Annotated in this window: 12 protein-coding genes and 2 pseudogenes; 7 read left to right on the forward strand and 7 right to left on the reverse strand. The window is 58.6% G+C overall.

What is annotated here, in order from left to right:
* The first annotated feature begins 7 nt into the window (after nucleotides 1-7).
* The 6 genes and pseudogenes from HOP59_RS08210 to HOP59_RS08235 all read left to right on the forward strand — a co-directional run bounded on the left by HOP59_RS08210 (nucleotide 8) and on the right by HOP59_RS08235 (nucleotide 8,834).
* Complete coding sequence (locus HOP59_RS08210) at nucleotides 8-1,489, forward strand: restriction endonuclease subunit S (protein ID WP_234253458.1); 1,482 nt, start codon at nucleotides 8-10, stop codon at nucleotides 1,487-1,489.
* Nucleotides 1,486-2,928 carry a type I restriction-modification system subunit M gene (locus HOP59_RS08215; protein WP_234253459.1) on the forward strand — a complete coding sequence of 481 codons (1,443 nt, stop codon included), beginning with the start codon at nucleotides 1,486-1,488 and terminating at the stop codon, nucleotides 2,926-2,928. The genes HOP59_RS08210 and HOP59_RS08215 overlap by 4 nt, the downstream gene beginning before the upstream one ends.
* A gap of 251 nt (nucleotides 2,929-3,179) precedes the next feature.
* Entirely contained in the window at nucleotides 3,180-6,029 is a 2,850-nt protein-coding gene (locus tag HOP59_RS08220; RefSeq protein WP_234253460.1) for an SEC-C metal-binding domain-containing protein, read from the forward strand.
* Nucleotides 6,030-6,456: 427 nt separating this feature from the next.
* Nucleotides 6,457-6,861: pseudogene (locus tag HOP59_RS08225) on the forward strand (ATP-binding protein).
* Between the two features lie 111 nt (nucleotides 6,862-6,972).
* Nucleotides 6,973-7,620 (forward strand): hypothetical protein, encoded by a 648-nt coding sequence (locus HOP59_RS08230; protein ID WP_234253461.1) that lies wholly within the window; start codon nucleotides 6,973-6,975, stop codon nucleotides 7,618-7,620.
* Entirely contained in the window at nucleotides 7,617-8,834 is a 1,218-nt protein-coding gene (locus tag HOP59_RS08235) for an XRE family transcriptional regulator (RefSeq protein WP_234253462.1), read from the forward strand. Before HOP59_RS08230 ends, HOP59_RS08235 begins: the two co-directional genes overlap by 4 nt.
* A 100-nt stretch (nucleotides 8,835-8,934) precedes the next feature.
* Here HOP59_RS08235 and HOP59_RS08240 read toward each other — a convergent pair.
* Nucleotides 8,935-9,368, reverse strand: a pseudogene (locus HOP59_RS08240) (JAB domain-containing protein).
* Here HOP59_RS08240 and HOP59_RS23720 point away from each other — a divergent pair.
* Nucleotides 9,255-9,536 carry a hypothetical protein gene (locus tag HOP59_RS23720; protein WP_479688659.1) on the forward strand — a complete coding sequence of 94 codons (282 nt, stop codon included), beginning with the start codon at nucleotides 9,255-9,257 and terminating at the stop codon, nucleotides 9,534-9,536. The pseudogene HOP59_RS08240 and the gene HOP59_RS23720 sit on opposite strands and share 114 nt — an antisense overlap.
* Here the strand turns inward: HOP59_RS23720 and HOP59_RS08245 are convergent.
* The 6 genes from HOP59_RS08245 to HOP59_RS08270 form a co-directional block, all read right to left on the reverse strand.
* Entirely contained in the window at nucleotides 9,491-10,102 is a 612-nt protein-coding gene (locus HOP59_RS08245; RefSeq protein ID WP_234253463.1) for a lambda exonuclease family protein, read from the reverse strand. The genes HOP59_RS23720 and HOP59_RS08245 overlap by 46 nt on opposite strands.
* Nucleotides 10,103-10,188: 86 nt before the next feature.
* Entirely contained in the window at nucleotides 10,189-10,974 is a 786-nt protein-coding gene (locus HOP59_RS08250; protein WP_234253464.1) for an ERF family protein, read from the reverse strand.
* A gap of 18 nt (nucleotides 10,975-10,992) precedes the next feature.
* Nucleotides 10,993-11,178 (reverse strand): hypothetical protein, encoded by a 186-nt coding sequence (locus tag HOP59_RS08255; protein ID WP_234253465.1) that lies wholly within the window; start codon nucleotides 11,176-11,178, stop codon nucleotides 10,993-10,995.
* A gap of 137 nt (nucleotides 11,179-11,315) precedes the next feature.
* Nucleotides 11,316-12,284 (reverse strand): DUF932 domain-containing protein, encoded by a 969-nt coding sequence (locus HOP59_RS08260; RefSeq protein WP_234253466.1) that lies wholly within the window; start codon nucleotides 12,282-12,284, stop codon nucleotides 11,316-11,318.
* A gap of 64 nt (nucleotides 12,285-12,348) precedes the next feature.
* Complete coding sequence (locus HOP59_RS08265) at nucleotides 12,349-12,666, reverse strand: hypothetical protein (RefSeq protein WP_234253467.1); 318 nt, start codon at nucleotides 12,664-12,666, stop codon at nucleotides 12,349-12,351.
* A 366-nt stretch (nucleotides 12,667-13,032) separates the two neighbouring features.
* Nucleotides 13,033-13,419: a hypothetical protein gene (locus HOP59_RS08270; protein ID WP_234253468.1), complete on the reverse strand. Its 387-nt coding sequence runs from the start codon at nucleotides 13,417-13,419 to the stop codon at nucleotides 13,033-13,035.
* Nucleotides 13,420-13,647 lie beyond the last annotated feature (228 nt).

Consider the following 13,647-nt stretch of genomic DNA (forward strand, 5'->3'; position numbering starts at 1 on the left):
CTGTCAAATGCCGAAAAATTGGACTACATGTACTGTTGAAGACCTTGCCGATTTGGTGAGAGGTGTTACATACACCAAGGCAGATGCAGCCAAAAAGTTGCAGGATGGCCATGCTCCGCTTCTCCGCTCAAACAATATAAATATATCAATAAACCATGATGAATTGGTTTTTGTGAAGGAAGAGCGTATAGGAGAGGCTCAGTGGCTATGTGATGGAGATGTCCTCATCGCAATGTCTAGTGGAAGCTCCAGTCTCGTTGGAAAGGCCGCTCAAGCAAAAATTCCTCCTCGCGAGACTTTTGGTGCCTTTTGTAGCGTATTAAGGCCCTTTCCGTTGATTTGTAAGCGATATTTTGGGTGGTTTTTTCAAACTAGTATGTATCGCCAAAACGTATCCGCAGATGCCAAGGGTTCAAGCATCAACAACCTGAAGCGGAGTCATGTTTTAAGCATTGGTTTTCCTTTGGCTCCTGCCAATGAACAACTCCGTATCGTCGATAAAATCGAGTCTCTTTTCGCCCAGCTCGACCACGGCGAGGCCGGCCTGCGCGATGTGCAGAAGCTGCTGGCTCGCTATCGCCAGTCCGTCCTCAAGGCCGCCGTCACCGGCCAACTGACCGCCGACTGGCGGGCCGAGAACGCCGACCGTCTGGAGTCGGGGCATGACCTGCTGGAGCGTATTCTCCAGGCCCGCCGCGAGAACTGGCAAGGGCGAGGTAAGTACAAGGAGCCCGCGGCGCCAGATACCCGCGACCTGCCGGAGTTGCCCGAGGGATGGGTGTGGGCTTCGGTTGATCAAATGGTGCGGGTATTCAGAAACGGTCTTTCAAAAAAGCCTGTTGCTGAAAAAAACCAGTATCCAATCCTGAGGATATCAGCCGTCAGGCCAATGAGTGTGACCTTGAACGATCTTCGTTACTATTCTCCGGCTGATACGGAGGATGTGTCGTCATATTGGGTGGAGAAAGGTGACCTGCTTTTTACTCGCTACAGTGGCTCAGCACAATTCGTGGGTGTTTGTGGTCAGATGAGAGATTCAGTTAGTGTTCTCCACCCTGATAAGTTGATAAAACTAAGAGTGGTTGATACGCCTGAGCTATGCAGAGATTTTTTGGAGCTCGCATGGAACGCTGGGGTGACAAGGGCTCACATCGCTTCGAATATCAAGACCACCTCTGGTCAACAGGGCATCGCTGGGGGGGATATTAAATCTGCCCCTTTCCCTCTACCTCCCGCTGATGAGCAGGTCGTAATAGCGGAGCGAGTCTGGGATGTGTTCGAAAAGATGGAGCGTTTGCAGTCTCATTGCCAAGCTGAGCTCGCCCGTTCCGCCGCCCTGCGCCAGTCCGTCCTCAAGGATGCCTTTGCCGGCAAGCTGGTGCCCCAGAACCCCGACGATGAGCCCGCCAGCGAACTGCTGGCCCGCATCCGCGCCGAACGTGACGCCGCCGCCCCCAAGAAACGCACCCGCAAGAAGGCTACCGCATGAGCAACGAACAACTCGTCTCCAAGGTCTGGAACTACGCCCATGTGCTGCGCGACCAGGGGGTCTCCTACGGCGACTACATCGAGCAGATCACCTACCTGTTGTTCCTCAAGATGGATGCGGAGCGGGTAGAGCTGCTGGGTGAGGAGACCTGCATCCCCAGCCAGTGGCGCTGGGCCAAGCTGGTGGAGAAGGACGGCGATGATCTGGAGCTGCAGTACCGCCACACCCTGGAGGGCCTGGCCCGCGAGAGCGGCCTGATCGGCACCATCTTCCGCAAGTCCCAGAACAAGCTTTCCGACCCGGCCAAGCTCAAGCGCGTGGTCAGCCTGATCGACAGGGAGGGCCCCTGGATCGGCCTGAAGGTCGACGTGAAGGGCGAGATCTACGAGGGACTGCTGGAGCGTAACGCCTCCGAGGTGCGCTCCGGCGCTGGCCAGTACTTCACCCCGCGCCCGGTGATCGACGCCATCGTAAAGTGCGTGAACCCGCGGATCGACGAGACCGTTTGCGACCCCGCCTGCGGCACCGGGGGCTTCCTGCTCTCTGCCTTCGAGCATATGAAGATCCAGAGCCAGGACCGCGAGAAGCTGCGCCAGCTCAAGCACAGCGCCCTGCACGGCGTGGATATCGTCGATGAGGTGGTGCGGCTGTGTGCCATGAACCTCTACTTGCACGGCATCGGCAACGGCGGCAGCCCCGTGCAGCAGGGGGACGCCCTCTCCGGCGACGGTGGCAAACGCTTCGATGTGGTGCTGACCAACCCGCCCTTCGGCAAGAAGTCCAGCTACAAGGTGGTGGGGGAAGACGGCTCGGTGAGCACCGAGCGGGAGAGCTACGAGCGTGAGGACTTCAAGTTCTCCACCTCGAACAAGCAGTTCAATTTCCTCCAGCACATCATGACCGTGCTCGACACCCACGGCCGTGCCGGCGTGGTGCTGCCCGACAACGTGCTGTTCGAGGCTGGCCGGGCGGGCGAAGGCATCCGCAAGCGCCTTCTGGAGGGCTTCAACTTCCACACCCTGCTGCGCCTGCCTACCGGCATCTGGTACAGCCCCGGGGTGAAGGCCAACGTGTTATTTTTCGACAAGCGCCCCGCCGCCCGCGAGGCGCAGACCCAGGAGCTGTGGGTCTACGACTACCGCACCAACGTCCACAAGACCCTGAAGACCAAGCGCCTGACCCACGCCGACCTCGATGACTTCGTGCGCTGCTTCCACGAACGCCAGGAGACAGAACGCTTCCGCCGCTTCAGCTACGAGGAGCTGATCCAGCGCGACAAGCTCAACCTGGATATCTTCTGGCTTAAGGACGAGAGCCTGGCGGATATCGACAGCCTGCCGGAGCCGGACGTACTGGCCACCGAGATCGTTGAGAATCTGGAGGCCGCCCTGGAGCAGTTCCGCGGCGTCAGTGCGGAGCTGGCGGGGGAAGTGGAGTAGGACAGCGCTTAGGCGCCTGTTTGCCGCCACTTGGCAATACGGGCGCCTCAGCCGTTTGAAATATCCACAGGGAGTTGCTTGATAAAGAAGGTAAGGAAACCGCTCTTTCCTAGCTATGCGCAGGCAGCTGCGTTGATGAAAGCGTCCAAAGGCGCGCCGCCCAAGGCCGTTCGTGGCATGATCACGGCGATCCATGATTAGATTGGTACGCATCAGAATCCGGTAAATTAATCATGTAACGTGGGGGCAACATGGGGCAATGTGCGGACACTGTACGACCGTCGGTCATCGATCCTGCACAGCTCAGCCGGATTGAGGCGACTCATAGAGGCTTTCTTTATCAGCATCTCTATGTTGCCCGAACCCTTCTTCTGAGTGTTGGAACCGATATATCGGCGGTCGTGGTAGAAGGCGACGAGGATCTTGAAATACTCCGTCCTTCCAAACGCGTTTACATTCAGGTAAAGCATCGTGCCGGAGTATTGGCGTGGTCCGACATCAAGGGCGCAATCAGCCGCTTTGAAGATTATCGAGCTTCCCATGCTGCCGGTAAACGGAGTGGCGACGCGGAATTCGTGATCGCTAGCAGCGCACCGCCAAGTCCGTCTCTACTTGAGCGCATGCAAAGCAGGGGGTGGCCGAAGGACGTTCGCATCGAGTGGCCGGGACGAGCGGACATGCTTGACCCTGCCACACCCATGCCGAAAACCAGGGTGCAGGAGATGGCGGACACGTGCCGCGAGATCGCCGGCAGGCTCCCATTTGCGGTCTTGACACCCGATACACTAGTCTGGAAGCTCGCTGGTCAGGTGACCTTGGCCGCCGCGGGTCAGGAACCCCGCACGGACCACGCCTTCCGGGCCGGTGAACTGCCGGACTTGTTCGAGCAGCTCATGGTTCAGCTACAGGCTTTCCCCGCTCCCCTGCCAGATTATCGGGCGCAGGAGGACGAGCCCAATCTCCTAGATGATTCCCCGGTACGCCTAATCACAGGCTATTCCGGTGCCGGCAAAACATCTTGGGCGGCTCAGGCTGCGGTCCACGCTGTCGGGGAAGTTGCCTATTTCGATGTCCGAGATGTGCCTGGCGGCGGCCTCGCAGCCGGACTAGCCCGCGAACTGGCCGCTCGACGTCGAGAAGAAAGGGGCGGCCTGGGCCACGTATTGTTGCCTGGTGCCTCGGGGCTTGAAATCCTCCAATACCTGAGTCGGGACTCGATTGAGTCAAGCCAGCCTCTCACCGTGGTGCTCGATAACATACATGAGCCGCCGCCCGCTGACGTAGAGGCCCTTGTGCGGGCAGCGTCCGGATTTCGCTTCGTCATGCTGGGTCAGCCGGGACCGAACAGTCAGGAACTAATGGCTCGGCTCCGGATTAAGGGCGAAGCTCTAAACGGCTGGTCATCAGACTCTATTGCGGCCGAGGCCGTCACCCATGGTTGCCGAGCTGACGCGGCGACGTGTCAGTCGCTGCTGGAGCAGACTGGTGGCCTGCCGCTCTATGTTCAGAATGCCGTAACGATTGCAGTTTCCGAGCATGGCGGTGCGCTAGCTGACCTCTGCCGCGACCTCGCGGCTCAAACTCATTCTGTTGAAACCGCTCAGGAACTGATCCTTGCCCGTGTTATCGACGCGCTGCCCGTGACTACGGCCGAGGTTCTAGCCGTGCTCAGCCTCAGCGACATCCCCCTTGGCCGCAAAGAGGTGGCGGCGTTCATCAGGGAAGCTCTGAAGCTAGAGGAGTCTAAGCTCGCTGCGCACCTTAGACGCATGAGAACCACGGGCGTGATTGAGATATTCGGGGGCGACAAGACGAAGGTCCATGATGCGATTAGGTTGATCGGACGTGCTCGGCTGGTCGAGATGGGTGAGAAGGCCGCTAGTGCCGCGCGTCATGCTTTGGCAGAAATGCTCTCCCAGTCATTGAAGACAGACTGGGAATATAAAAAGCTCGTGCTGTACATCCGGATGTTAGCCGAGATCGGTGATACCAAGACCTTGGTTGAGCTTGGTAGGGATGAAGTGTTTCATGAGATGGGCATTTGGCCGGTCATCGAGCCTTACCTTTTCAGGGCGTCAGCCTCGAAAGAACTTAATCCGGATGAACGATTTTGGGCGCTCGATGGCATCGTTTTTAACAACATGCGAATAGGAAAAGAAGAGGGCACAGCGGGCCATATTGCCTTGATGAATCAGCTTGTGGAAGAGCATGGTCTCGGCGACGAAGCGCAGCTAGCCGTTGGTATGAAGGAAATGACTGTCCTGGCGCTCGCAGGAGAGGTTGCCGGCGCTAAGCGGTTAATGAAGACCGTTGCGGATAGACTGAAAAACACCCCGGCTCATAAGCGGATTTTCCGGTACAACGCGGCAGCCTCCATGTTCTTTTTGGGTGAATATAAATTCGTCGAGCGTGAAACCTACGCGCTAATTGAAGAATACTATGACTTGCTCGGCCTCACTCCGCAAATTGTGATGGGGCGTAACCCGCCTGAGCTGCGTCCGCTGCTTAAGAAGAGTCATGACCTCGACGACAACCTAAAGCACCTCGCCGATACACTGGAACTTTATGCCAAGGTAAGAGCTGCCCAAAAAAAAGTGTCTGGCCTCGCCCGCATTCATGCCATGAAGTTTTACAGCATGTCCAATTCGCTGGAATCAGTTTTCCGCGTTGGTCAAGATCTCGTCGACGATTTCGTAGCACATAATGATTACATCGGGGCACGGGAAATATTCGAGACCAACCTCTTACCTAATCTTCAGGTGCTCAAGCTTGCCAGCTACATTATACCCATCCGCTCCCAATATGCCGTCGTCCTTGCTTACTGTGGTGATATCCAAAGTGCTGAAGCTGAAATGACACGCCTCTCGCCCTACGAGGCAGGTCTTGATCCGGTTAACCAAGAGGAGCTTCGGCGGCAGCGACAGCTAATTGGCGAGATCAAGCGGTACGGACCCCCTCCCCAACGGCAATTGCCATCGAATCAGCCGAAGAATGTAGAAGAATTTCGTCAGAATATGACTGTTCAAAAAGTCGGACGAAACGAGCGGTGCCCATGTGGCTCAGGCGTGAAGTATAAAAAATGCCATGGTTCTAGATCCTAGGTGTAGGGTCCTGGATGATCGGTGAGCGGCTGAGCGTGCACCTCTACGACGACCGCCCGATCCTACACCATGCCCAGCAGCCCCTGCTTACGATGTCGCGTCTGTATGCCACGGCACAGAGCGGTCGGCTGCGGTTCATCGACCACCGCGACGTGTTCTGTTGTCTGGTTCGCTAACCCTGGACTCTGACGGGGTTGACGTTCCGCGAAGAGTTGCTGCTAAGCGCGACCTGTACGCCCGGCCGAGGCCATCGCCACCTACTGGCTGGGTGCGTTGCAGCAGAGGAAGAGCCCGACGCTGGCCGAGCTTTAGGCCCGCTTTGCGGCCTCGCAGAGGCACACGATCGCGTTCCCCCAAGTGACCCAGCATAAGATCGCAAGCTACGATCACCTGATCCCCACCGTGCCGGCCACGGGGGTGCGCTCCCATGTCTGATGCCAGACCCTGCCGCTACTGCTGCGACAACTCCGCCTGCTGGACCCAGTCGGAGACTCGCGTCCAGACTGAGGGCTGGAGCTTGCCACTGTCGCTGGCCGCCCTGTGCGAGCATGAGCTGGCCGAGCGTGAGCGGCGCCGCCTCGCCCGTCACCTCAAGGATGCTCGGCTGCCAGCGGGCAAGACATTGGAGACCTTCGAGTTCGAGGCGCTCGCCGCCTAGCAGCGTCGGCAAATGATCGCCCCGACAGGTGACACCCAGTGGGACTACCAGGCCCACAACCTGCTGCTGTTTGGACCCTCTGGCGTGGGCAAGGGCCACGTGGCGACCGGGCTCGGCCATGCGCCGGTCGACAAGGGCTACCGGGTGCGCTACGCCACGGCATCAAGTCTGTAGCCCAGCCGAAGAACCGCGAGGCATGAAACAAAAAATGGGAAACCTTTGACACACGAAACTTTTCGAGTGTATTATCCCTGTATGCGAAACTGATGCGAGGTTTAGCCGATCATGACTCTCCGACAGCATCCGATAGCCGAGCTTCTCACCCATCACCTACAGCGCGATCTCGTGATGGGTATCGAGGATGCCCTCATCATAGGGGCGCGGCGCGGATACCTGGCCGGGCACCCGATGCACTCGGGGCACCGGAAGACAGCGATCGGCTATAGCCGTCACCTTCACATGAATGAGGCGTTCAGTGAGGCACTGGAAGCCGCCGGCGCTGAGCCAAGCCCCCTTCGTGGAAATCACATCGTAGTGGGCCGCTCCGGGATGTTCTCCATTGGCCGGTTCCACAGCAATACCGGCTTGAAAGGCGGCAGCAGAAGCCAGTCAAGAAAGGATTTAGCTGAAGCGAATGGAGTGCTGGAAAGGGTCGTTAACCCTGACCTTTTTGAGATCAATAGAGCGCCGACCAGAGGTAGCGTTTTCTTTGTTTCGGTATCCAACCCCCACTATAATGGACATGAGGACGAGGACCCACTTTCCCGCATCGAGATCGGGGTTCCCGCCACTGACATGTCAAGGTGGGTCTTCCGTGAAACCACCAAGATATTTCTACAGCGTTACGAGCTGGCCACGCCTCAAGAGGACAACGCTCAGGTATACCTCAAGAAAGGTGTCGCCAAGCCTTCGGATCAGGGCCAGGAACAATGAGCCGTGGTATTTCTACCTTCGAGCCTGAAAGACTTAAGCAAGCGCTAGCCGCCAGAAGGCTCTCACAGGTTCAGCTGGCATCAATGGTCGGCGTCTCCCCATCAACAGTGAGCAAGTGGAGGGCCGGCCAGCAAACGCCGACGGCTGAAGTACTGGAGAGACTGGCTAACGTGATCAACGTTGGTGCCGAATGGTTTACTCGCCCCGCTTTTTCGAGGGGAAGCACTCCCCTTTTCCGGAGCAATGCCTCTGCGCACGTGGCTGCCAGGAGCATGCTGGAGGCTCGGCTGGACTGGGCGCGCGAGATGTCCGAGAAGCTGGAAGAGTTCGTGGACTACCCCCGATTGAACTTGCCAGAGCGAGACTTCAGGAACCCCGAGGAGATCACCGACCAGGATATCGAGGAAGCTGCCACCGAGTGCCGTGATCTATGGCGCTTGGGCCGGGCCCCTATCCCCGACCTGGCGCTCGCGGTCGAAGGCGCAGGCGTTATACTCGTTCGCGAGGAGACAGGTGTTCCCCAGATTGAAGGCCTTTCTGCCTGGAACGCTGTTGGCGATCGCCCTTTTATCCTGCTTTCCGCGGACAAGGATAACGGTTTCCGGAGTCGGTTCGATCTTGCACATGAGCTTGGTCACTTGATTCTCCACAAGCATATTCCAAAAGCGACTGAGCGAGAGCGTCATAAGCTCATGGAGAGTCAGGCTCACCGCTTCGCTGGAGCCTTTCTGTTGCCACAGGAAAGCTTCCTGGGTGAGATAAAGACGCCAGTAACGCTAGATAGCTTGCTCCTCTCTAAGCAGCGATGGGGAGTATCTGTCGCGGCTATCATCATGCGGCTAGTAGCACTCGATATCGTCAGCGACCAAGAGAAAATCTATCTCTTCAAGCGTCGCTCAGCACGCTGGGGAGCTAAGTCCGAACCGTATGACAATAGCCGTAAGCCTGAGCTGCCGAGGGTTCTCCGGCGGACGATTGAAATGCTGGTAAATGAGGGCATCATTACACTGGAATCTATACCAGGTCACATTGGTCTATCGAAGTCAGATATCGAAATGCTGGCAGGACTTCCGGTGGGCTACTTAGAAGGAGGAGCATCAGTATTCGAGTTGGCCACACTGAGACGCCCTGGAACAGAAAAAAAAATCACCGGCGGAAAAAGCCCAACCTCGCCCGCTAAGGTTTTAGAGTTTTCTAACCGATCAAAATGCTAAGTCAGGAAGGGGCTGGGAGCTACTCCAGCCCCTTCCCATACTACTTTGCGTAGATATTGCTCGTATCTGCTTCTAAAGCAATCTGCGGAACATTAGCCGCTTAGGGCGGCACAGGCTCAATGACGCTGTTTCTGGCTCTAACCAACTTTACAGATATGCTCGCTCTCCCAATGACACGCAACGGTCTCCACCGATCACGATATGGTTGATGCCTCGCACCTTGATTAACCCCAGCGCCTCCTTCAGACGCTGGATAATTGCGCCTATCGGCGTCGCTGGGCTCAGGATCACTGGAGGGGTGGTTGTGAACGAAGATCATCGCAGCGGCGTTGTGAGCCATTGCACGTTTCACCACTTCACGGGGTAGACGCTGGCTGAGTCGATGGTGCCGCGGAACAGCTCCTCGAAACGGATCACGCGATGCTGGCTGTCCAGGAACAGAGCGCTGAATACCTCGTGCTCGTAGCCCTGGAACAGTACCTGCAGATACTCGAAGACCAGCGCCGGCTGGGTGAGCTTGCGGCCTCTGGCCAGCCGCTGCTTGGCAAAGGCCTGGGCGATGGTCAGCAGCTACACTGCGGTGACGGAGTCGGTGATATGGTAGGTGCCGGCGATCTCGCCCGCCTTGAGCTTGCGGTGATTCATGGGCTCTCTCCTCAGGCCGCCATGACCATGGCCATGCGGCGCTCCAGTTCCTCGTAGAACGCCTCGACCCGCTCGGCGATGGTGCGGATCAGCACCTCGTCCCGGTAGGCGCGCTTCACGAACAGCGGCATCCCCGGCCAGTAGCTGACGAAGTCGATCCACTCCCGCTCGCTGACCCACAGGCCACCCTGGCACTGCGCCACGTGCTCCTGGGGCAGCTCGCCCTCGAGCAGCAGCTCGACCTGGTGCTTGGGCAACTTGGTCTTGATCTCCATCAGGCCGTTACCGTCCACCAGGCAGTCAGGCGAGTAGCCCACGCCGTGGTTGAGGATGATGCCGACCTGCTCCAGACGGGGCAGGCCGGTGGCCTCGTGATAGAGCTCCCGGGCCATGGGCTCGAGTTCATGGCCGCGCTGGGTGTGGCTGTTGCCTTGGAAGGCATCCGAAGGCTCGCCGGTGATGCGCTCGCCGATCAACTGATGCATGTAGCTCAGGGCCCCGGCGCCGAAGCCTCCCGGTCCCTTGCCCTTGACCAGCAGGGTCTTCAGCTCGGACATGGTGACGATGCCGAGACGGGCGGCATGCCACTCGGGCGTGCCCTGTTCCAGTGTCAGGATCTGCATGACGATCTCCTTGTGAATGGGTATTTCCCTACGTAGGGAAATCGGCATAGGCGGCGAGGGAAGCCCCTCGCCAGCCTGCCAGTCAGTCAGTGACGTTGATGGGTGGGCAGCGCCCGCTTGGTGAGAGAGGCACGCAGCTTGTCGAAGTCGCTGCGCGACACTTGCTCGGCCTCGCCGTATTTGCCGACGAACCATTCCTGGGTGGTGGTTGGACAGGCCGCGATCAGCTGCTTGAGCTGCCCCGCCTGGAAGGGCGTGACGCGCTTCACCGGGGCGGCAGCATGGCCGTCGTCGTCCTGACCGCGGGTGGTGATGTTGAGCAGCGCGCACAGCACGTAGCGCTTCCCGTAGCTGGTCGAGGAGCCGAAGGCCTGCACGGCGTTCTTGCTGCCGCTGGTGTCGGCCGGCAGCAGCATGCTGGTCTCTTCGCGGTGACCGTCCTTGTGCATCAGCACGCCGGTGACCTGGATGCCACGCTCTTGGGTCTGGATACGGAAGCTCACCGCGAAGCCGTGCCGCTTCATGATCGGCCGAACGGTGTCGACGATATCCTCCAGGGTGGCGTAGTGGCCGGTGTTGGTCTTGCCCCGCTCGGCGATGCTGGGCAGCTCCGTCTGCATGGCCGCCATGGCGGCGCTGTAGGCCATCAGCGCCTGACGGTCGAGGACGCGCTCCTGCATCTGCAGCAGGCGCTCCATCTTGTCGATATCGACCTGGGGATTGAGGGCCGCTCGCTCGATCACCTGGATGATCGCCGTGCTTTCCTGAAGCGGGGCCGAGGTAAACGGCTCCGGCTGGGGAGTTCCTGACGGGGAGTGGCGGGTGACCTGGCCGGTGGGCTTGCTATGCTGGGGGTGGATAGGGGTTGCCATGGGATGCTCCTGATGGATTCAGCGGTACTGGTTGATGACGTCCTGGAGCTGATCGGCAGGGACCGGCTCCAGCGACACGACCACGCGGAATACCCGGCCATGGGCCAGCACGTGGGTCTGAGCTTGTGTTTCACCGGCGCCGAGCAGCTGGCGAGCCAGCAGGGTCAGCGCCCGACAGGTTTCAAACGGAATGCGGGGTTGCATGGGGTCCTCCAGACACAGAAACGCCCGGCCTGTGAGGGGCCGGGCGCTATGCCGTTATGGCGTAGGTAGGGATAGGTGAAAGGCATCATTGAGTTGAAGGAAATGACGCGAGAGTGGGCGCTCACATCGGCCAGCCGTCAGGCCACCAGCGCCATGGCAGATTCTAGGGCCTTGTCCTTGAGACTGGCCCCCTGACCGAACCAGGCGGAGTCCATGCGGTAGTCGTTGCTGCGAGCGCGCTTCTCGTGGTCGACGTATTCGGTAATGGCATTGAGCAGGCCCCAGGCGGTGCCCTGGGCCGTGCAGAGCTGTGAGCCCCGCCCCTCGCCGTGGTAGAGCTTCTGGACGCGGTTGAGGGCGCGCACGTTGGGCAGCTTGGAGGGATCGTCCAGCGGCTCCTCGGCGTTACAGATCACCGACTGGAAGTATGCTTTCACCTCCTCCTGGCTGACCTTGCGCTCGGCCAGGGTCTTCATGCGGTACATGAAGTCGTCCCACTGGGAGACCGAGATGCCCAGCTGCTGCTTGACGCGCTGCGGGTTGAACTCGGTGCTGTGCGGCACCTTCACGCCCTGCGCCATGCCATCCACGGCGATGGTCAGGGTATTGTTGCACACCACTCGCACCGAGGTCGGGGTCGCCACCGTCGCCAGTGATCCGTCACAGGACGTGGCCAGCAAGAGGTAAGCGTTGACCTGATCCTGCCCCTTCAAGGCCGTGCCCAAGCCGCTGCGGGCCAGCGCCCAGAATTTGCGGCCGCCCTTGAGTACGCCCGCGGTCTCCAGCTCATAGCCGGCGTACTCGGTCAGGTCGCGGTAGAACTCCAGCACCTCCTCGGGCTGCACCACCTTGTACCGCTGGGACACCACCGACAGTGGGGCACGGGTATCGGAACGGTAGAGCACCTTCTGTTCCGGGAAGGAGTGGATGCTGCCTAGATGCCCGGCCCCATTTGCGATGAAGCGCACCGGTGACTCCTCGATGTGCCAGTCCATGCCGGCCTGCTGCCGCCAGACCACCAGCGGTTGATGACGCGACAGCTGCTGCCCCAGGCCGTGCCAGGGGGTATCGCCGACGTAGGCCATGTGTTCGATTTGGTGTGCCATCGTAAGGCTCCTTGACGAAAAAAAGCCGGCAGATCGCCGGCGGGTAGAGGAAAGGGTGTACGGGTCAGTCGAGAATGCGGAAAGCGTGGCCGCAGCCCAGGCACAGCCAGGGTGTGCCCTCACCGGGGGGGAAGAGGTACTGCACCATCTGCTGTCCGGCGGCTGCACCGGCGATGCCACCCGTTGCCGCGGCCACCACGGCGGCAGCGATGCGGGTCATGGGAAAGAAGGAGGATGCAGCCATTAGGCGGCTGGGGGCGTAGAGCGAGGTGTAGCCCCCCTTCAGGGAGCCGGCCAGCGCGCCGGCAGCGGTTCCCAGCTTGCGGGCAGTCTCGAGGTTGATGACGCGCCGCGAGTTACAGCGCGAGCAGGGTGGGGACATGTCGGGTCTCCTGTGCCGATGAGAAAGCCCAAGGAGGGCTCAGGTCACAGGAGTGATATAGAGCTGAAAATCCTTTCATTAGGCTGCTTTCGTCGCTGCTCACCTCATTGAATGCAAGATCATAATGCGCGCAGGTTGTCGACGCAGAATGTGGATGTTCACGTGCTCCCTCAGCACTATGACTCCGCCGATGCTGAAGCCATTGCTGAGGCAGCTAGGCAGGTCACAGGACTCTCGGTGAAGATCAAAGCCGGCGATTGTCAGAGTTGCAACTTCATTTTCATCAGGCGAAACTTGGTCTTCGGAAGGCATCCTGCTCAGTCAGGCCATATCCCCTGAACCGCAGAAAACCTGAAAAAGCCTAGCTCATTCATTGTTAGCTATAACCGTGAACGCCTTTACGTTTGGGCAGAAATCACGACAGACCTCAGCCCCAGCATGGTCACGCATGGCTCGCCAGCAGTGCCCGACCCTCCTGCAGTTATTGCAAACAGACTCAAGCCCTTTAAGACTTGATTTATCTAATTTCTGCATTGAAAAGGCGAAAGTCTTCATCATTGCAGGCAATAGTACCTCAGCAGCCTGGAAGTCGGGGTGACGCCGTTCATTCAAGATGCACTCCACGGCTCGCTCAAGTGGCGGGTTCATCGGATACTCTAAATCATAGATCATATCCTTAATTACCTCAGGGGCAGAGAGTTGAAGCTCGCGCAGTGTACGCGCCCCCTGAATGTAGTCAGAAATTCTGTTCATCTTATTCTCCCGTGACGATCATGAAATTGACAAGACACTACTCGTGTTGAGTATAATAAAAATAAAACCAGGGTGGGTTGATTAGGGTCAAGTTTTAAATGAGTCGCATAAAATAATGCCTGCTGCCCAAGCTATAAGTTCTGTATAACGATAGAGGGGCTGTCCGAAAAAAGTGCGTTTATTTACAGTGTTTGTCTCGGTCACGATTTTTATTAAGTTCCGGAGCAT

The organism is Billgrantia aerodenitrificans, from assembly GCF_021404405.1.
Classification (GTDB): domain Bacteria; phylum Pseudomonadota; class Gammaproteobacteria; order Pseudomonadales; family Halomonadaceae; genus Halomonas; species Halomonas aerodenitrificans.